Consider the following 20360-nt stretch of genomic DNA (forward strand, 5'->3'; position numbering starts at 1 on the left):
TCACGGAAAAGTCTTTGCTGTAACCAGTTGTAATAGGCTGGTCCGGAATCGGACCGGTCATCCGCTTGACATTGGGCGGGAATGTAATGCCGGGGCGCCGACGCGACACCTTCGATTGATCGGCACGGACCCTCGCCGCAGTGCGACACGGTCTGACGACGCCACGATCATGTCGGTCCTGTCAGACGACACCCGTCCTTCCAATGTCATGAGGAATCCTATGAAACACTGCAACGTCAAGCGCGTGCTCCGGCTCGGAGCCGTCATGTCCGCCGTGCTTCTTGCGTCACACGCTCGCGCCGACGGGTTCAGCGCCACGGATGCCGCTCGCGTGCCGAGCGGTCAGTTCGTCACGCCGCTGGCCGTGCGCGGCGCGGTCCAGCAGTTTCTGAATCCGGGCCTGCCGGCCTACCCGCATTTCGTCGCGGGCGAAGCGGTGCGCTCGCAACTGAGCCCGGACGGCAAGACGCTCGCGATCATCACCGCCGGACAGAATTCGCTGTACCGTCCGGACGGCACGGTCGACACCGCGAACTCGACGCAATACATCTTCCTGTACGACGTGTCGGGCGCGAACAAGACCCGCCCGGCGCTGAAGCAGGTGCTCCAGCAGACCAACGCGTTCGTCGGCCTGGTCTTCTCGCACGACGGCGGCAAGCTTTACGCGACGGGCGGCAGCGACGACGCGGTTTACGTCTACGCCCGACAAGGCGGCGCATGGGCGCTGTCGAGCACGATTGCGCTCGGCCACAACGGCAAGGGCGTCGGCATTCGCGTCCAGCCGAACGCGGCCGGTCTCGCGCTGTCGTCCGACGGCAAGACGCTCGTCGTCGCGAACAATTACAACGATTCGATCAGCGTGATCGATACCGCGACCAACAGCGTGCGTTACGAGCACGACCTGCGTCCGTTCTTCTCCGGTAACGAAGGCCGGAGCGGCGACGCCGGCGGCACCTTTCCGTTCGCGGTGGTCGTCAAGGGCAACGGTGTCGCGTACGTGTCGTCGGATCGCGATCGCGAGATCGTCGCGATCGATATTTCGTCGCCGTCCCACGGCCGCCTGATCAAGCGCATCAAGCTGGACGGCAGCGCGCTCGGCATGACGCTCGACGCGTCGCAATCGATGCTGTTCGTCGCGCAGGACAACGCCGACCAGGTCGCGGTGATCGATACGAACAGCAATGCGGTCGTGACCCGGATCGACGCGCGTGCGCCGGCGGGCGTGCTGGCGCATGGCCAGGCGCACACCGGTGCGGCGACGTACTCGGTCACGCTGTCGCGCGACGGCCGCACGCTTTACGCGACCAACGCCGGCGCGAACGAGATCGCCGTCATCCCGCTCGTCGGCCCGCGCGCATACCGTGTCACCGGGCTGATCCCGACCGCGTTCGAGCCGCATGACGTGACGTTCAGCGCCGACGGTACGTGGATGTACGTGGTCAACGGCAAGAGTGCGACCGGCCCGAATCCGGACCATCTGTTCGGCGCGACCCCGGCGCAGGCCGCCGCGTCGCGCGCGTCGAACGAGTACCAGTTCCAGCTCGAGCGCGCGTCGCTCGTGAGCGCGCCGGTGCCGGCGGCCAGCGAGTTGCCGCAGCTGACGCAGCAGGCCGCGCGCAACAACTTCTATCGTCCGGAGGACAACGACCAGGATCGCGAAGTGATGGGTTTCCTGCGCCGTCACATCAAGCACGTGATCTACGTCGTCAAGGAAAACCGCACGTTCGACCAGGTGCTCGGCGACATCGGCAACGGCGCCAACGGCGATCCGAGGCTGGCCCAGTTCGGCCGGGGCATCACGCCGAACTTCCATCGCCTGGCGAGCCAGTTCGTGACGCTCGACAACTTCATGAACCCGGGCGACGGCAGTATGGACGGCTGGTCGTGGGCGCTCCAGGGGCGTGTCACCAACACCGAGACGATTACCCAGCAGATCAACTACGCAGCGGTCAACCGTGGCCTCTCCTATGAGAGCGAGGGCTCGAACCGCAACGTGCCGGTGAATTGGGAGACGGTGCAGCAACGCGACGCGGCGGCGGGCCCGGCCGGCACCACGAACTACAGCAATGCCGCCGCCGGCCTTCCGGGCGGCGCGGCGAACCTGCTGCCCGGCACCGGCAATCACGCGTCGTCCGATGCGCCGTTCGGCCGCCAGCAAGGCTACATCTTCGACGCGGTGCTCGCAGCCGGCGGCACGGTCCGCAACTACGGTTTCCTCGTGAACAACATCGGCAGCATCGGCACGGCCGCGAACCCGATCATGGATCCGCGCGCGGCAGGCGTCGTCCAGGCCGCCGCGCTCGATCCGAGGCTCGCATCGATGACCGACGTATTCTTCCGCGGCTTCGACCAGACCTACCCGGATCAGTGGCGTCTCAATGAGTGGAAGCACGAGTTCGACCAGTACGTCGCGGGCGGCAACCTGCCTACGCTGTCGCTGGTGCGTTTGTCCCACGATCACATGGGGGCGTTCGGCACGGCGTTCGCCGGCGTGAACACGCCGGAAACGCAGCAAGCGGACAACGATCTGGCAGTCGGCCGGCTCGTCGAGGCCGTTGCGAAGAGCCCGTATGCGAACGACACGCTGATCGTCGTGACCGAGGACGACGTGCAGGACGGTCCCGATCACGTGGATTCGCACCGCGGGCCCGCATACATCATCGGGCCGTACGTGAAGCAGGGCGCGGTGGTCCGGACGCGTTACAGCCAGGTCAACGCGCTGCGCACGATCGAGGACGTGCTCGGCACGCAGCACATGAACCTGAACACCGCGTACCAGCGCCCGATGACCGACGTGTTCGACGTGCACGGTCCGGCTTCGTGGAACTACACGGCCGTTGCATCGACGGTGCTGAAGACCACCGGGCTGCAGCTGGCCCAGGGGGCGGACGCGAGCGTGCAATATGCGGCCGGGTCGGATGTCACGCCGAAACATGATGCGGCGTACTGGGCGAAGGTGACCGCGAAGTTCAACTTCGACGATGCCGACGAGGTGCCGGCGGATCAGTTCAACCGCGTGCTGTGGAAGGGCATGATGGGCCCGAAGCCGTATCCGAAGCTCAAGGGCCGCACGCAGAAGGTGGCGAGCCGCGACGACGACTGATCGTTTGAGCGGCCACGCGTTCTCCTTCTATATATAGAAGAATGCAAACCGGCTACGCGTGCTGCGACGCCGGGTTCATCAACGCAAAAGCCCCCGTGCGCGGCAGCGCACGGGGGCTTTTGAATTTATTTCACGAAACCCCTTGCGCTTGGCGCGGGACGTGCCTAGAATCACGCCTCTTTCGCGCTAACGGCAACGCGGCGCGGAAGAGGGGAAGCGAAGCGGTTCGGGTGTCTGGGTTCAGGCGCCGGGGTCGCCGAGGAAGATGAACCCCGCAGTCGCAACGATGTAGTAAAAAAAGTTGTTGACGAACTGCGAAACAGAGTTCATAATCTCGTTTCTCTGCTGCTGACAACGCAGCGCTGCCGAGAAAGCGGTACTTCTCGCAGAAATGCTCTTTAAAAATTAACAGCCGATAAGTGTGGGCGCTTGATGACAGCGAGCCGATCCTTGGATCGGATTAGCAAAAGTATCAAGAGTCTCACACTAAAGTAAGTCAGGTTTATGAAGCAATTCATATTCCTGTCAGCTTTGAGTGAGCGACCGGTTCTACGGAACCGAAAACAGTAACAGGTTTGAACTGAAGAGTTTGATCCTGGCTCAGATTGAACGCTGGCGGCATGCCTTACACATGCAAGTCGAACGGCAGCACGGGTGCTTGCACCTGGTGGCGAGTGGCGAACGGGTGAGTAATACATCGGAACATGTCCTGTAGTGGGGGATAGCCCGGCGAAAGCCGGATTAATACCGCATACGATCTACGGATGAAAGCGGGGGACCTTCGGGCCTCGCGCTATAGGGTTGGCCGATGGCTGATTAGCTAGTTGGTGGGGTAAAGGCCTACCAAGGCGACGATCAGTAGCTGGTCTGAGAGGACGACCAGCCACACTGGGACTGAGACACGGCCCAGACTCCTACGGGAGGCAGCAGTGGGGAATTTTGGACAATGGGGGAAACCCTGATCCAGCAATGCCGCGTGTGTGAAGAAGGCCTTCGGGTTGTAAAGCACTTTTGTCCGGAAAGAAATCCTTGATCCTAATATGGTCGGGGGATGACGGTACCGGAAGAATAAGCACCGGCTAACTACGTGCCAGCAGCCGCGGTAATACGTAGGGTGCGAGCGTTAATCGGAATTACTGGGCGTAAAGCGTGCGCAGGCGGTTTGCTAAGACCGATGTGAAATCCCCGGGCTCAACCTGGGAACTGCATTGGTGACTGGCAGGCTAGAGTATGGCAGAGGGGGGTAGAATTCCACGTGTAGCAGTGAAATGCGTAGAGATGTGGAGGAATACCGATGGCGAAGGCAGCCCCCTGGGCCAATACTGACGCTCATGCACGAAAGCGTGGGGAGCAAACAGGATTAGATACCCTGGTAGTCCACGCCCTAAACGATGTCAACTAGTTGTTGGGGATTCATTTCCTTAGTAACGTAGCTAACGCGTGAAGTTGACCGCCTGGGGAGTACGGTCGCAAGATTAAAACTCAAAGGAATTGACGGGGACCCGCACAAGCGGTGGATGATGTGGATTAATTCGATGCAACGCGAAAAACCTTACCTACCCTTGACATGGTCGGAATCCCGAAGAGATTCGGGAGTGCTCGAAAGAGAACCGGCGCACAGGTGCTGCATGGCTGTCGTCAGCTCGTGTCGTGAGATGTTGGGTTAAGTCCCGCAACGAGCGCAACCCTTGTCCTTAGTTGCTACGCAAGAGCACTCTAAGGAGACTGCCGGTGACAAACCGGAGGAAGGTGGGGATGACGTCAAGTCCTCATGGCCCTTATGGGTAGGGCTTCACACGTCATACAATGGTCGGAACAGAGGGTCGCCAACCCGCGAGGGGGAGCTAATCCCAGAAAACCGATCGTAGTCCGGATTGCACTCTGCAACTCGAGTGCATGAAGCTGGAATCGCTAGTAATCGCGGATCAGCATGCCGCGGTGAATACGTTCCCGGGTCTTGTACACACCGCCCGTCACACCATGGGAGTGGGTTTTACCAGAAGTGGCTAGTCTAACCGCAAGGAGGACGGTCACCACGGTAGGATTCATGACTGGGGTGAAGTCGTAACAAGGTAGCCGTATCGGAAGGTGCGGCTGGATCACCTCCTTTCTAGAGCTATCTCGCACAAGTTGAGCGCTCACGCTTATCGGCTGTAAATCAAGACAGACTCAGGGGTCTGTAGCTCAGTCGGTTAGAGCACCGTCTTGATAAGGCGGGGGTCGTTGGTTCGAATCCAACCAGACCCACCATTGTCTGACGTGGAAACCTGGGGAAGTCTCTGTACATGGGGGCATAGCTCAGCTGGGAGAGCACCTGCTTTGCAAGCAGGGGGTCGTCGGTTCGATCCCGTCTGCCTCCACCAATCTTCAATGACAAACATTCGAATGATGATTGTTCGAGTCTTTGTCATTGGCGATTGAGCCAGTCAGAGTGATATGAGTAACACCATATCGGCTGTCGTTCTTTAACAATCTGGAAGAAGTAAGTAATTTGGATAGCGGAAGCGTCTTTGAGATGGACGTGGAAACTATCCGGGTTGTGATTGTATCGATGTATCTCAAGATGATTCGGGTCTACTCCCTTCGGGAGTGGGGCCAGCGTAAGCGCTAAAGCGCTAACGCTGGACCGACATCAATTGGAATACGGCACAACGCGAGAACTCAACCTGTAACAGTCGTCGCAAGACAGACTCGTTATAGGGTCAAGCGAACAAGTGCATGTGGTGGATGCCTTGGCGATCACAGGCGATGAAGGACGCGGTAGCCTGCGAAAAGCTACGGGGAGCTGGCAAACGAGCTTTGATCCGTAGATGTCCGAATGGGGAAACCCGGCCCTTTTGGGTCATCCTAGACTGAATACATAGGTCTAGTGAAGCGAACGCGGTGAACTGAAACATCTAAGTAACCGCAGGAAAAGAAATCAACCGAGATTCCCAAAGTAGTGGCGAGCGAAATGGGATGAGCCTTGTACTCTTTATTTGTATTGTTAGCCGAACGCTCTGGAAAGTGCGGCCATAGCAGGTGATAGCCCTGTAGGCGAAAACAGTATGAAAGAACTAAGTGTACGACAAGTAGGGCGGGACACGTGAAATCCTGTCTGAAGATGGGGGGACCATCCTCCAAGGCTAAATACTCGTGATCGACCGATAGTGAACCAGTACCGTGAGGGAAAGGCGAAAAGAACCCCGGGAGGGGAGTGAAATAGATCCTGAAACCGCATGCATACAAACAGTCGGAGCCTCGTAAGGGGTGACGGCGTACCTTTTGTATAATGGGTCAGCGACTTACGTTCAGTAGCAAGCTTAACCGTATAGGGCAGGCGTAGCGAAAGCGAGTCCGAATAGGGCGTTCAGTTGCTGGGCGTAGACCCGAAACCAAGTGATCTATCCATGGCCAGGATGAAGGTGCGGTAACACGTACTGGAGGTCCGAACCCACTAACGTTGAAAAGTTAGGGGATGAGCTGTGGATAGGGGTGAAAGGCTAAACAAACTTGGAAATAGCTGGTTCTCTCCGAAAACTATTTAGGTAGTGCCTCGTGTCTCACCTTCGGGGGTAGAGCACTGTCATGGTTGGGGGGTCTATTGCAGATTACCCCGCCATAGCAAACTCCGAATACCGAAGAGTGCAATCACGGGAGACAGACATCGGGTGCTAACGTCCGGTGTCAAGAGGGAAACAACCCAGACCGCCAGCTAAGGTCCCCAAATATAGCTAAGTGGGAAACGAAGTGGGAAGGCTAAAACAGTCAGGAGGTTGGCTTAGAAGCAGCCACCCTTTAAAGAAAGCGTAATAGCTCACTGATCGAGTCGTCCTGCGCGGAAGATGTAACGGGGCTAAGCTATATACCGAAGCTGCGGATGCGTGCTTAGCACGCATGGTAGGAGAGCGTTCCGTAAGCCTGCGAAGGTGCCTTGTAAAGGGTGCTGGAGGTATCGGAAGTGCGAATGCTGACATGAGTAGCGATAAAGGGGGTGAAAGGCCCCCTCGCCGTAAGCCCAAGGTTTCCTACGCAACGTTCATCGGCGTAGGGTGAGTCGGCCCCTAAGGCGAGGCAGAAATGCGTAGCTGATGGGAAGCAGGTCAATATTCCTGCACCATTGTTAGATGCGATGGGGGGACGGATCGCGGAAGGTTGTCCGGGTGTTGGAAGTCCCGGTCGCTGCATTGGAGAAGGCGCTTAGGCAAATCCGGGCGCAGGATTCAAGGGTGTGGCGCGAGCTCCTTAGGGAGCGAAGCAATTGGAAGTGGTTCCAAGAAAAGCCTCTAAGCTTCAGTCTAACGATGACCGTACCGCAAACCGACACAGGTGGGCGAGATGAGTATTCTAAGGCGCTTGAGAGAACTCGGGAGAAGGAACTCGGCAAATTGGTACCGTAACTTCGGGATAAGGTACGCCCTTGTAGCTTGACTGGCCTGCGCCAGGAGGGTGAAGGGGTTGCAATAAACTGGTGGCTGCGACTGTTTAATAAAAACACAGCACTCTGCAAACACGAAAGTGGACGTATAGGGTGTGACGCCTGCCCGGTGCCGGAAGATTAAATGATGGGGTGCAAGCTCTTGATTGAAGTCCCGGTAAACGGCGGCCGTAACTATAACGGTCCTAAGGTAGCGAAATTCCTTGTCGGGTAAGTTCCGACCTGCACGAATGGCGTAACGATGGCCACACTGTCTCCTCCCGAGACTCAGCGAAGTTGAAGTGTTTGTGATGATGCAATCTACCCGCGGCTAGACGGAAAGACCCCATGAACCTTTACTGTAGCTTTGCATTGGACTTTGAACCGATCTGTGTAGGATAGGTGGGAGGCTATGAAACCGGAACGCTAGTTTCGGTGGAGCCGTCCTTGAAATACCACCCTGGTTTGTTTGAGGTTCTAACCTTGGCCCGTGATCCGGGTCGGGGACAGTGCATGGTAGGCAGTTTGACTGGGGCGGTCTCCTCCCAAAGCGTAACGGAGGAGTACGAAGGTACGCTAGGTACGGTCGGAAATCGTGCTGATAGTGCAATGGCATAAGCGTGCTTAACTGCGAGACCGACAAGTCGAGCAGGTGCGAAAGCAGGTCATAGTGATCCGGTGGTTCTGTATGGAAGGGCCATCGCTCAACGGATAAAAGGTACTCTGGGGATAACAGGCTGATACCGCCCAAGAGTTCATATCGACGGCGGTGTTTGGCACCTCGATGTCGGCTCATCTCATCCTGGGGCTGTAGCCGGTCCCAAGGGTATGGCTGTTCGCCATTTAAAGAGGTACGTGAGCTGGGTTTAAAACGTCGTGAGACAGTTTGGTCCCTATCTGCCGTGGGCGTTGGATATTTGAAGGGGGCTGCTCCTAGTACGAGAGGACCGGAGTGGACGAACCTCTGGTGTACCGGTTGTCACGCCAGTGGCATCGCCGGGTAGCTATGTTCGGAAGAGATAACCGCTGAAAGCATCTAAGCGGGAAACTCGCCTTAAGATGAGATATCCCTGGGGACTAGATCCCCTTGAAGGGTCGTTCGAGACCAGGACGTTGATAGGTCAGGTGTGTAAGCGCAGTAATGCGTTCAGCTAACTGATACTAATTGCCCGTAAGGCTTGATCCTATAACAAGTCTGTTTTACAGCGGTTGAATGACCGCGATGTGCCGATACGCACAACCCAAGATTACTGCTTCTTCCAAGATTGGTCGCGCTGCGAAGCCGCGCGACAACCCTCTTTGCCTGATGACCATAGCGAGTCGGTCCCACCCCTTCCCATCCCGAACAGGACCGTGAAACGACTCTACGCCGATGATAGTGCGGATTCCCGTGTGAAAGTAGGTAATCGTCAGGCTCCCTTAGTCAGAAACCCCCGCCCATCCGGCGGGGGTTTTTGCATTTCCAGCGCCAGAAATGTCACGGGATCGGCCCGTGCACAAATCACCTCTCTCCTTGGCGAAGGGAAAGGAGTCCGAGCAGCAGCTCGTCGCGATGTGCGGCAAGCTCGTTCACGGACCGGGATTGCAGTTCGTCGTGTACACCCTGGATGATGGTGGCGCGAACTTCCGGGGTCAGCTCGGGCGTCCCGAGAACATGCCACCACGCCGTCAGCGGCCCGGTGAACTGCTCGAAGAAATGTTCGATGCCGCCCTCGCCGCCGCCCAGATGAAACAGCAGATTGGGCCCCATGCCGCCCCAGCGCAGGCCCGGCCCCCAGCAAACCGCCGTATCCGCATCGGCTACGCTGACGACCCCTTCCGAAATCAGATGCACGATCTCCCGGTAGAGCGCCGCTTGCAGGCGATTGGCCACGTGCCCGGGGACTTCCTTGTGCAGGCGAACGGTCCGTTTTCCCAAGCCGCGATAGAAGGCCGTCGCGCGTTCGATCGTTTCTTCCGAGGTTTGCGCGCCACCGACTATTTCCACGAGCGGTATCAGGTGCGGTGGATTGAACGGATGCCCGATGACGCAACGCTCGGGATGGCGCTCGCACGCCGACTGGATCTCGCTCATGGTCAGGCCTGACGAGCTCGAAGCGATGATCGTTTCAGGCGCCAGGATGGCGTCGAGATGCTGGTAGAGTGCCTTCTTGAAATCGAGCCGTTCAGGCCCGTTCTCCTGGACGAAATCGCTGCAGGCCACCGCATCGTCGAGATTGGCCGTGAACTGCAGCCTTGCACGCGAGGCCCTCGGCGCGAGTCCCAGCCGTTCAAGCGCAGGCCATGCCGAGTCGATGAACGCTTCGAGCTTCGGTCCGGCATCCGGTGCGATGTCCGTCGCAACGACGTCCAGGCCTCTGGCCAGAAACAAGGCGGCCCAGCTTGCGCCGATGACACCGGTGCCGATGATGGCGATTCGGTTGATATCTTTTCCCATGACGAACAATCCTTCAGGTGGAGTGGGATCAGACAAAGGCACTGAAGCCGCTGACCGCCTTGCCGACGATCAGGGCATTCATTTCACGCGTACCTTCGTAGGAATAGAGCGCTTCGGCGTCGGCAAAGAAGCGCGCGACGTTGTAGTCGAGCACGATCCCATTGCCGCCGAACACCTCCCGCGCCCAGGCGACGGTCTCGCGCATGCGTGTCGTGCAGAACGCCTTGGCCAGTGACGCATGTTCGTCCAGCAACTTGCCCTGGTCCTGCAATTCGGCCAGCCGGACGACCATGCATTGCGATGCCGTGATATTGCCGAGCATCCTGGCGAGGAGATCCTGAACCATCTGGAACGACGCGATCGGCTTGCCGAACTGCTCACGCGTCTGCGCATAGCGCAGCGCATGTTCGTAGGCGCCCATGCTGCAGCCGACTGATTCCCACGCGACGTATTGACGGGTCAGCCGCAGCACTCGCGCGGTATCGCGAAAGGACAGGTCGCCCTGGAGGCGGTTCTCCTCGGGCACCCGGCAGTTGTCGAGCGTGATCACGCCGTTCTGCACGACTCGCAGCGCGATCTTGTGCTCGATTTTTTCGACCGAGAATCCCGGGGTGGTCTTGTTCTCGACGATAAAACCCTTGACCTGGTTGTCGTCGACATCGCGCGCCCAGATGATCGACAAGTCGCACCAGGGCGAATTACCGATCCAGCGCTTCTGGCCGTTGAGGATCCACGTGTCGCCTTCCCGCTTGGCGATGGTCAGCAGGCCTCCGCCGGCGCCCGACCCGACCAGCGGTTCGGTCAACCCGAAGCAACCGATTTTTTCCAGGCGCGCCATCGGGGGCAGCCATTTCTGCTTCTGCTCCTCCGAACCGCCGAGATAGATCGATCCCATCGCCAGCCCGCTATGGACGCCGTAGAAAGTCGCGATGGACGAGTCGACGCGTGCCAGTTCCATTGCGATGAAGCCATCGAGCAGCGTGCTGCCGCCGGGGCAGCCATAACCTTCAAACCCGATTCCGGCGATGCCGAGTTCGCGGATCCCGGGAATCAGCTCGAACGGAAATGCGTCCTCGGCCCAGTATGTGTTGATGACGGGAGCAACCCGCTCCTCCATGAACGCACGCACCCGCTTGAGCAGCGCTTGTTCGGAATCGCTCAGGAATGCGTGAATCGAATAGAAATCGCTGTTCGGAGCAGGAAGCGGGCGGGGTGGTCTTGCGCTGGCAGTCATGATGATTTCCGCAGGAGAATGGATCAGGAAGCGTTCGCGGGGGCGCGCAGATAGTCGTGCACGACTTCCGCGTGACCGATGGTCAGGTCGGTCAGGATATGGATGGCCGACAGGACCTCGAGCACCGGCAGTGTGGCGACTGGCGCGAAACAATGAGGATGCAGCTCCAGGGAGGCCGGTCCGGTCCACGCGCCTTTGACCGCGACGTCGGTCACGTGATACTTGACCAGTTCGCAGACCCGGGCCGACCCGTCGACATGCGGCAGGATTTTCAGCAGGAAGCCTGGCGCCTCGAGCGTTTTCCTGACGGCGGCGAGATCGAGCGGCTCGTACTTGTAGGCCATCGTCGCGGTCGCGACGCGCACGCCGTTGTAGTCGAGCGTGCCCACCAGCGCATCGTTTCGAACTTCGAGCTTCGGTTGCGCCAGTACTTTAGGAAAACCAAGCAATTCGCGGCCGGAGGCGATGCCGGCTTCGCTGTCGAGGTACATGGCGTGGGTGAAGCCGCCGGCTGCGCCGTTGAACGACACTGGAATCACTTGACCCGATTCCGTATAGGAGCCGAGTCCGCTCGAATCCGGCATCTTGATGAATTCGTATTTGACGACCGGCTCGGAGGGAAGCAACGGCGCGGGCACGACGCGGGCAAGCGCTTGCGGATCGGTGCGATAGGTCACGATGATGAATTCGCGATCGACGAACCGGAACGGCGGCTTGGGATAGGCCGGGCTGCAGATCGGCATGGCGTACGCGCGGGTGCGGATTTCGTCTTCAGTCATGAATGGCTCCGGGTGTGCGGCAGGCCGTGGCCGGCCGCTGGATGGTGGCCGGAGCGGCTCGTTCGAGCCGCTCGACACGTTAGGCTTCAGGTCCCGCTGTCGAAGCGAGCGACAACTCCTGCGTTCTGAAGGCGGGTGATTTCCGCATCGTCGAAGCCCATTTCTTTCAGGATGTCGGTTCCGTGTTCGCCGAGTTGCGGCGCGGCGCCGGGCTTGACCTTCTGCTGGCCGACAATCTGAACCGGATTGCTGACCGTGCGCGTGGCGGGCCTGCCCGGCACGTCGAGCGGCACGACGATGCCGTTGGTTTCCAGCTGAGGATCGTGAATGATTTCCTCGGCAATCTGCACCACGCCGAAAATCACTCTTTCGGCCGTGAAGGCCTGTTTCCAGAACGCCAGCGGCTGGCTGGCGAATAGCGGATCGAGAATCTCGACCAGCGCGGCCGAATGCGTGATGCGCTGCGCGTCGTCGGCAAAGCGCGGGTCTTCCAGCAACTCGGGCATGTCGATGGCGCGAACAAAGCCGGGCCACTCCTTGTGCTGGGCCGCGACCAGCAGAAACCAGCGCCCGTCCGCCGTCCGGTAAGGATTGAGCAGCGCGTTGGGCGGATTTTTCCGATCGTGCTGAGGGAAAAACTTGCCGCCGTTGAGCCCGCCCTCGACCCAGGCCGCTGCGGCCCAGATACCGTTTGCGATCAGGGAGGTCGTCACGTGGCTGCCTTTGCCGGTCGTCGTGCGTGCGTAGAGCGCGGTGACGATCGCGGCATACAGCGTCGTCGCCGTGGCGTGGTCGCCGATTCCGGGAATGGGCAGCGTCGGCGGACTGCCGGCATCGTGGGTGACCTCCATCAGACCGGACCTTGCCCAGTAGGCCGTGACGTCGAAACCCGGCGTGTTGGCGTCGGGTCCCGCGGAGCCGTATCCGGTGATGTCGGCGTAGATCAACCTCGGATTGAGCGGCGAGAGGGCCTCGTAGGTTACCCCCAAGGTCTCGCGCACGCGCGGCGGAAAATTGACGACCACGACATCCGCCCACTCGACGAGGCGCGTCAGGACTTCCCGCGCGTCGCTCGCCTTCAGATCGAGGGCGATGCTGCGTTTATTGCGATTCGTCAGTTGCCACGCGTAGTTCGTGGCGGCGACGGGATTCGGCGGAATGCTCGAGAAGAAGCGATAGACGTCGCCGGTACCCGGCGGCTCGATCTTGATGACGTCGGCGCCGAAGTCGGCAAGAATCGTCGTGGCAGCCGGACCGGCAATGTAGCTCGCGAGATCGAGCACCTTGAGACCTGAAAATACGTGTTGTCCGTCAATCATCGAAGTGTTCCGAATTCAAGGTTGGGTATTCACGCGACGCAGGCGGGAATGGTTTCGAACGGCAAGCTTGGGCGGAGAGGCCGCGGCCTGTCAGCGCCCCACGAACTGCGGCGGGCGCTTCTCGAGAAAGGCGGTGGTGCCTTCCTTCTTGTCGTCGGTCGCGGCGCATAGCGCAAAGAGCTTTCCTTCCAGCGCCAGTCCTTCCGGCAAGGCCGCGTTGAGTCCGAGGTTGACGGCGTCGATCGCATAGGCGACGGCCAGCGGCCCGTTCGCGGCAATTTGCGCCAGGATGGCTTCGGCTCGACCGATCAGCGCATCGGCTGCGACGACTTCATTCACGAGGCCGATCCGATACGCGTCGTCGGCCGAAACCATCTCGCCGGTCAGGATGAGCTGCAACGCGACCCCTTTGCCGACGAGGCGCGGGAGCCGTTGCGTGCCGCCGAAGCCGGGAATGAGGCCAAGCTTGATTTCAGGTTGTCCGAACTTCGCGCCCGGACTCGCCAGCCGGATCGTGCAGGCCAGCGCCGTCTCGCATCCACCGCCGAGCGCCAGGCCGTTCACGGCGGCGATGACCGGTTTGCCGAGCCGCTCGACGAGATCGAGCAGCGCCTGGCCGGTACGGGTCCGCTGTTCCGCTTCGAGCGGCGTCGCGGTGGCCAATTCATTGATGTCCGCGCCGGCGATGAAGGCCCGATGGCCTGCGCCGGTCAGGATGACCCCGCGAACGTGCGGGTCGTCCCGTGCATCTTCGAACGCTGCACGCAACTCCGCGATCGCCTGCTGGCTCAGCGCATTCATCACCTCGGGGCGGTTCAGCGTCAGATAGGCGATCGCATTGCGCTTTTCGTAGAGGATGGTGTCGAAGGTAGGGGCAGAGGAATCGTGTGGCATCGGATCGACTTTTCAGACAGGTGACTGGTGCCCGTTCAAGACAGGCGGCTCGAGCAACGCGGGTGCACGCCGGCCGGTAGCGGCGGGCAAGATGCCGAGGGGGCTGCCGTCTCAGGCATCGAGCACCGGAACGCCCTCCACGACCGCGGCGAGAATCAGAAAATTCAAATTGACCGGGTTCGAATGCCGGATGCGAACCGGTCGATAGACAAGATCGCCCACTTCGATGGCGGCGTGCGTCAGCGCACAGATGCCGGGGCGTCGCGCGATCGCGACCTTCCAGATCTGATCCTCGTATCGGCATGCGGTCGGGTCTTGCCATGAAACACTGATCGTCGAGTGGCTCAGCCGTTCCAGAACCCTGACAGAACGGACTGCTGAACAGTCGTTAGAGGGGGCGCTCCGTCCGGCGGTCGACCCGGGCAGCCGGCGTTGGCCTGCATGCTGTCCGTCGCCGTCGAGCATGTCCACCATGTGCGTCCATATCGGACAATTCGGCGTACTGATTCCCAACTTGATACCTCCCCTTACATTGACGTAAGTTCAACTTAGCGGTACCGGTTACGAACCATCTTAAGGTGACGCCGATCTAGCGCATATGTCACAACACACAACGCGATTAGCTATTTTTCCAAAACGGTCGGGGTCGGTGATCGACCGCGAATTACCGTGTCGGAAACGGGCGCGAAGAAACAGCCGCAGTGGCGCAAGCCCTGCGGCTGTCTCCTGGTTCGGACGAGAAGGGGCGGGCTGCGCTTACTTGTGCGGGCCGCGCAGCTTGATGGCCATGTCGAGCTTCGAGATCCAGCCGGCGTCGTCGAGCCGCGCGCCGAGGATGTTTTCGATTCGCTCCAGCCGGTAGTTGAGGGTGTTGGGATGGATGCCGAGCACGCTGGCGGTCGCCTTGCGTCGCTGCAGTTGATCGAAGTAGGTTCGGAGCGTTTCGAGCAAATCGGGTTCGCTGGCAAGCCGTTCCACCAGAGAGACCAGATAGCCCAGCACGCGTTTGGTGCCGCGCACGCTTTCTTCGAGCGCGATCTCGGAATAGAGGCGCACGCGCGCCTGGTCGGCCCGGCCCCGGCCGAAACCGAGCGCACGGCTTGCCTCGTCCGCGGACACGGCCCAGCCTGGCGCGCCTTCGCCCGGCAGCCCGACGCCGATCGCGCTGACTTCCGGTACGGTATCCGCGACGGACGTGATCTGCTTGCCCACCTGGCGATCGCTCATGCCGATCAGGTCGCCGAGCTGGATGGGGAGCCACACGAGCAATCGCCCGCCAAACCAGATGTCGAAGAGCGCGTCGACAGGCAGTCTGACGCATCGGGCCGTTGCTGCGACGATTCGGTCGATTTCGGTCTTGAAGGTGGGGGAGTTGCTGTCGATCGAATCGACATCGATCGCCAGCGCGATGCGCGGAACGGCGCTGTCGAGGCGCAGCGCGGCTGTGGTCTTGGAGAAACCGTCGGCGTCTTCGGGAAAATTGAAGATGATGCTGTGCAACTGATAGCGCAGCGATTCTCGCCAGCGAGCCTGTTTGTATTGTTCTTCCAGGTAAGTCTGGGAAATGACTTGCGCCAGGGTGTCGAAAAACTCCATCAAATGCGGCGACACCCGAAACAGGAGCTCATCGCGCAGGCCGGCGTATTGCTCGTCGAGCTCGATATAGCAGCACCAGAGCTCGCGGGATCCCAGTCGAAACGCACGCAGCAGCGCGTCGAGGGGAACGCTCTGGTAGACCCGCCGGCGACCGTATTCCCGGAAGCTTTCGAGCGCCTCATCCGACGGCAGCTTGCCTGACAACAGCGTGTCGAGCCAGAGCCGCGAAGATAACGCGATCGAATGGCGGATATCCAGCCTGGTGGGCGAATCGAGATCGGCATACGGCTTCACGCTCATGACCGCCTTGCACACCCGATCGATGACGCCCGCGTGATTCAGGACCACGCTTTCGGTCCACTCGCGCAAGGCCGGGGATATTTCAGGAACTTGGGCCGTCACGTTATTTGCTCCTGGCGCTAACTGACTTTACGTCGACCGAGGTTGACACGAAATCGCATCGGATTCCTTTGCATCGCCGCGCTCGACCGGCGTCACGCCCAGCCCGCTCTGGACCGCCTCGAACCGCGACCCGACCTTGAGTTTCTCGAAGATGTTCTTCAAATGCCATTTGATGGTCTCGGGGGCGACACGCAACGCCCGTCCGATTTCCTTGTTCGACAGGCCATGGGCGATATGGTTGAGGATCTCGATCTCACGCGTGCTGAGAAGATGCCGCGCGGCGCGCGGATCGTCGTCGCCTGCCGGCATGCGCTGCGGGTCGAACGCGGCGAGCAGCCGGTCGACGAAGGCCCGCTGGATGCCCGCGCAATCGGGCATGTCGCTGGCCCATCTCGTCAGCAGGCGCAGCGACGGCTCGCCTTCGTCGACGAAACTGCTGATCATGCCGTTCGACTGCGCGTAACGCAGCGCGTCTTCCAGTGCCGCGGACGCCGCTTCGTGCGCGTTTGCCTGCTCGAGCGCCAGTGCGCGCAACAGCGATGTCCGTGCCTCGAGGTATTTCATCCCGGCGCGGGCGAACGTGTGCCTCAGGTCGTCAAGCCGTTCGGCGGCCCGGTCGGGCTGGCCCGTTGCGATGTCGAGCCGCGCCTGCACCTCGCACCAGCTCGCCCATGTCTCGAGGAAAGTGCCCATCCGCGTCGGAGGCTGCTCGGGCATGAGTGCCGCCAGCCCGTCGGCGGTTTCCTTGGCGCGATCGAGCCAGCCGCGTTGCAGGCACAAGCGCACGATGTCGGCGTCGCACGACGCACGCAGGCGCAGCCAGTGCCGGGCGGCGGCAATTTCCGTTCCTTGTTCCAGGCTGAGCAGGGCCGATGCGATATCGCCATGTCTCGCGTGCAGCCGCGCCGCGGTGCGGCAGTAGCTCGACAGCGACCCGAGTGGACACGCTTGCGCGGTGATGGCCGATCGGTCGTTGATGAGTTGCCGGGCGCGGGCCAGATCGTTCCGCTCGTAGCAGACCGCGGCTAGGTAGCCTGCCGGGACCGCCGCCGCGGCGGAGTGGCGGCAAACGTTCGCTTCCGCGAAGGCGAGGGCCGACTCGAACCGCACGGCCGCCTCCGGCAAGCGCCCATTGACCAGGACATTCAGTCCGAACATGCATTCGCGGTAGACGCCCGTGTAGAGGGGCTCGTGATCGCCGGCCGGCGCGATGGCATTCTCGCGTCTGATCTGCTCGACCTCGTCGAAGCGGCCGTCGTACGTCAAGCCGAAGATCTGCGCGGCTTCGCCGATCCGCCGGACCCATGCGGAGACGGGCAGCGGCGAAGCGGCCGCTTCACGACCGAGGTCGAGCGACCGGTAGCTGTCGTCGCGAAAGCCGTAGAGCGCAGCGGCCACCGCAATCGCCTCGATCTGCAGCATCGCGTCGTTTTGGCTTGAGGCCTGAGCGCCATCGACGGCGGGGCGTGCGAGTTCGGCTTTCACCGACTGCAGCATGCTGCCGGCCTCCGGCGTGTGCATCAGGAAAGCGAGGGCCAATGCGTTGACCAGCCGCAGCCGCACGCTCGATTCCACCAGATGACGGGGCAGCTTGCCGATCAGGCTCAACAACATGCTCACGTCGCTGCGATCGATCAGCGCCATCGCGCAGTGCTCGACCCAGGTCGCGGCCTGCTGCGCGTCGCCGGCAGCCAGCGCATGTCGCACGGCCTCCGGCCATTGGCGCTCGGTTGCGAGCCACTGGCTGGCGCGACGGTGCAGCTTCGGCAGCTCGTCGGCCAGTTGCCGCGCGGCGCGTCGCCTGAGTGCGTCGGACATCAGCGCGTGATACCGGAACCATTGCCGCTCGTCGTCGAGCGCGCGCGTAAAAAGGTTGTGGCTTTCCAGCCAGTCGAGCTTTTCCCAACTGCGCGCCCCGGCGCCCATGACGGCGTCGCACAGTCCGGGGCTCATCCGATCGAGAATCGACGTGCGAAGCAGGAATTGATGGACGGCCGGCGGAAGCCGCGCCAGCACCGCGTCGTCGAGATAGGCGTCGATGCCGAACCGGTTGCCGGCAAGATCGCGGGCGACCTTGGCGGCGTCCGTTGCATCCTGCAGCGACAGCGATGCCAGTTGCAGGCCTGCTATCCATCCTTCGGTTGCATCGTGGAGCAGTTCGACGGCGGGGCGGTCGAGCGTGGCGGTCCCCGCGCGCGCGAAGAACGCCTGCGCGTCATCGGCGGAAAAGCGCAGATCCGACTCGTCGATCCGCAGGAGCTGGCCCTGTGCCTGGAATGCGGCGAGCGCCAGCCTGGGCTCGCTGCGCGCGCCGAGCAGCACATGGAAGTTGTCGGGCGCGTAGCGCAACAGGCGGGACACCGCCGCGCGCACCGGGGCGGACGCGAGGCGGTCGAAATCGTCGAGGACCAGAAAGACCTTCTTGCCGCAGGTGGCGATCTCGTTGAGCAGGACCGAGACGACGGTTCTGCCCGGGGTCAGCGGATCCTTGCACAGCAGCCGTTCGGCGTGCTGCCCGACCCCGCCTGTGCCGCGGCTCAGTGCGGCGACCAGATAAGCGCCGAATTGATCGGGATCGTCGTCGTCGCTGTCCAGGCTGAGCCATGCGACGAGCTGGTGCCGGGTGCGTAGCACTTCGCACCATTCGGACAACATCGTAGTTTTCCCGAACCCCGCCGGCGCGATGATCAGGGTGACCGTGTGCTGGGCCGCCGCCGCCAGCTTCTTCAGCAGCGGCCGCCGCGTCACGCGGCACCGTGGCGGGCGCGGCGGCGCCATTTTCGTTTGTATGAGTGAGAGATCCCAGCGTTGTTCATCGGGATCGGTCGGTCGATTCATTGCGATATACCTGGAAGATGCCGCCTCATCATAATCCGCGCCCCGGTCCGGGCGATGAGGGTTTTCCCACGGGGGGGTGCCCCTATGTCCTTCGTCAAGCGTTAGGGGCTGACTTGGGTTGGTAAATGGTGCCGTCGCGCAGCATGGCGAACAGGACGTCACAGCGTCGCCGTGCCAGCGCGATGAGCGCTTGGTTGTGGCGCTTGCCCTGCTGGATCTTGCGGGCGTAGTAAGCCCGCGAGACGGGGTCTCGCAAGGCTGCGAAGGCGGATAGGAACAAGGCGCGCTTGAGCACCTTGTTGCCGCGCCTGGACGGATGCTCACCGCGGATGGATGAGCCAGAGCGTCGGGTGACCGGGGCAAGGCCAGCGTAGGCCGCCAGGTGGGCAGCCGAAGCAAAGGCTTTGTGAGCGACTTCGGTCAGGAGTCTGGCGGCGGTCCTGACGCCGACTCCCGGCATGCTAGTCAGGACCGGCCAAAGAGGGTGAGCAAGCACCAGTCGCTCAACTTCGGCAGCGATCTCGTCGCGTTGCTTACGCAAGGCCGCAAGCTGCTGGGCTAAACGGGGCATGACGATGGTGGCGGCTTGCGTGCCGGGTACGGTCACGGCCTGTTCGCTCAGTGCCTGGACGATCTCAGCCGCCAAGCCTTTGCCCATGCGCGGCGCGAGCTTGGTGAGGCGATTGGCGAGCGTTTTCTCGCTGGTGGCGGCAAGCGCGGCGGGCGACGGGTAGCGCTCAAGCAGATCGAGCACCGCTGGATGGTCGAGGCGTGGTCCGAGAACACGTTCGAGAGCGGGATGGATCTGGGTGAGCAAGCCGCGAATGCGGTTGCTGGTTTGAGTGACCTGGGCGGCGAGATCATCGTCGAAGCCACACAGCATGGTGAGCTCGGCGAGCTGCTCGTCGGCCAATCGAAGCGAGCGCAGCGTATGCGGCATCGAGCGAGCGGCTTCGGCAATGATCGCGGCGTCGCGGGCATCGGTCTTGGCTTCGCCGGCGTGCAGATCAGCGATGCGGCGCATGGCCAGTCCGGGCAGATAGGCGACGAGCACGCCTTCGGCGCGGGCGACGGCTACAGGAAGCGCACCGATGGTAGAAGGCTGATCGACGACGAACAGCAGTCGACCGTGAGTCTTGAGCTCGGTGATGAGGGCTCGCAGCTTGACCTCGTCGTTGGGTAGCGCCTTGTTGTACAGACGCTTGCCGTTCCGATCGAGCGCGACGGCGTGATGCTGGCCTTTACCGACGTCGACGCCAATGAAGACATCGACGACGTCATGTTGTTGGGTTTCTTGCATCGCGGTTTATGCAGAGTGAACGGATTGGCCTGCAACAACGGTGGCAAGTCTCGGCATCCACG

At 61.3% G+C, this 20360-nt stretch carries 10 protein-coding genes, 2 tRNA genes and 3 rRNA genes; 6 read left to right on the forward strand and 9 right to left on the reverse strand.

Annotated features, from left to right (window positions below):
- Positions 1–220: 220 nt before the first annotated feature.
- From B7P44_RS18820 to rrf, 6 genes are all read left to right on the forward strand, one after another.
- Positions 221–3103, forward strand: coding sequence for a bifunctional YncE family protein/alkaline phosphatase family protein (locus tag B7P44_RS18820; RefSeq protein WP_084907184.1), 2883 nt, complete (start codon positions 221–223; stop codon positions 3101–3103).
- 577 nt (positions 3104–3680) lie between these two features.
- Positions 3681–5213 (forward strand): 16S ribosomal RNA (locus tag B7P44_RS18830).
- A 63-nt stretch (positions 5214–5276) separates the two neighbouring features.
- Positions 5277–5353 (forward strand) — tRNA-Ile (locus tag B7P44_RS18835).
- 37 nt (positions 5354–5390) lie between these two features.
- Positions 5391–5466, forward strand: a tRNA-Ala gene (locus B7P44_RS18840).
- A 337-nt stretch (positions 5467–5803) separates the two neighbouring features.
- Positions 5804–8685: ribosomal RNA gene (locus B7P44_RS18845) — 23S ribosomal RNA — on the forward strand.
- 116 nt (positions 8686–8801) lie between these two features.
- Positions 8802–8914, forward strand: a 5S ribosomal RNA gene (gene rrf, locus B7P44_RS18850).
- Together the 16S, 23S and 5S rRNA genes with 2 tRNA genes alongside form the textbook arrangement of a ribosomal RNA operon.
- An 86-nt stretch (positions 8915–9000) precedes the next feature.
- Here the strand turns inward: rrf and B7P44_RS18855 are convergent.
- The 9 genes from B7P44_RS18855 to B7P44_RS18895 form a co-directional block, all read right to left on the reverse strand.
- Positions 9001–9936: a 3-hydroxyacyl-CoA dehydrogenase NAD-binding domain-containing protein gene (locus tag B7P44_RS18855; RefSeq protein ID WP_084909894.1), complete on the reverse strand. Its 936-nt coding sequence runs from the start codon at positions 9934–9936 to the stop codon at positions 9001–9003.
- 28 nt (positions 9937–9964) lie between these two features.
- Entirely contained in the window at positions 9965–11170 is a 1206-nt protein-coding gene (locus B7P44_RS18860) for an acyl-CoA dehydrogenase family protein (RefSeq protein ID WP_084907186.1), read from the reverse strand.
- Positions 11171–11193: 23 nt separating this feature from the next.
- On the reverse strand, positions 11194–11949 hold the full coding sequence (locus tag B7P44_RS18865) for an acetoacetate decarboxylase (RefSeq protein WP_084907188.1): 756 nt from the start codon (positions 11947–11949) through the stop codon (positions 11194–11196).
- 86 nt (positions 11950–12035) lie between these two features.
- Positions 12036–13268, reverse strand: a complete 1233-nt coding sequence (locus B7P44_RS18870; protein WP_084907190.1) for a CaiB/BaiF CoA transferase family protein — start codon at positions 13266–13268, stop codon at positions 12036–12038.
- 90 nt (positions 13269–13358) lie between these two features.
- A complete protein-coding gene (locus B7P44_RS18875; protein ID WP_084907192.1) occupies positions 13359–14162 on the reverse strand; it encodes an enoyl-CoA hydratase/isomerase family protein in 804 nt (267 codons plus the stop codon).
- Positions 14163–14273: 111 nt separating this feature from the next.
- Positions 14274–14636, reverse strand: a complete 363-nt coding sequence (locus B7P44_RS18880) for a DUF3331 domain-containing protein (protein ID WP_231716778.1) — start codon at positions 14634–14636, stop codon at positions 14274–14276.
- Positions 14637–14918: 282 nt separating this feature from the next.
- Positions 14919–16160 carry a PucR family transcriptional regulator gene (locus B7P44_RS18885; RefSeq protein ID WP_084907194.1) on the reverse strand — a complete coding sequence of 414 codons (1242 nt, stop codon included), beginning with the start codon at positions 16158–16160 and terminating at the stop codon, positions 14919–14921.
- A 27-nt stretch (positions 16161–16187) separates the two neighbouring features.
- Positions 16188–18998 carry a winged helix-turn-helix domain-containing protein gene (locus B7P44_RS18890; protein WP_084907196.1) on the reverse strand — a complete coding sequence of 937 codons (2811 nt, stop codon included), beginning with the start codon at positions 18996–18998 and terminating at the stop codon, positions 16188–16190.
- A gap of 94 nt (positions 18999–19092) precedes the next feature.
- Positions 19093–20298 (reverse strand): IS110-like element ISBma3 family transposase, encoded by a 1206-nt coding sequence (locus B7P44_RS18895; RefSeq protein WP_133118027.1) that lies wholly within the window; start codon positions 20296–20298, stop codon positions 19093–19095.
- Positions 20299–20360: the final 62 nt, after the last annotated feature.

This window comes from Burkholderia ubonensis subsp. mesacidophila, assembly GCF_002097715.1.
Lineage (GTDB): Bacteria > Pseudomonadota > Gammaproteobacteria > Burkholderiales > Burkholderiaceae > Burkholderia > Burkholderia mesacidophila.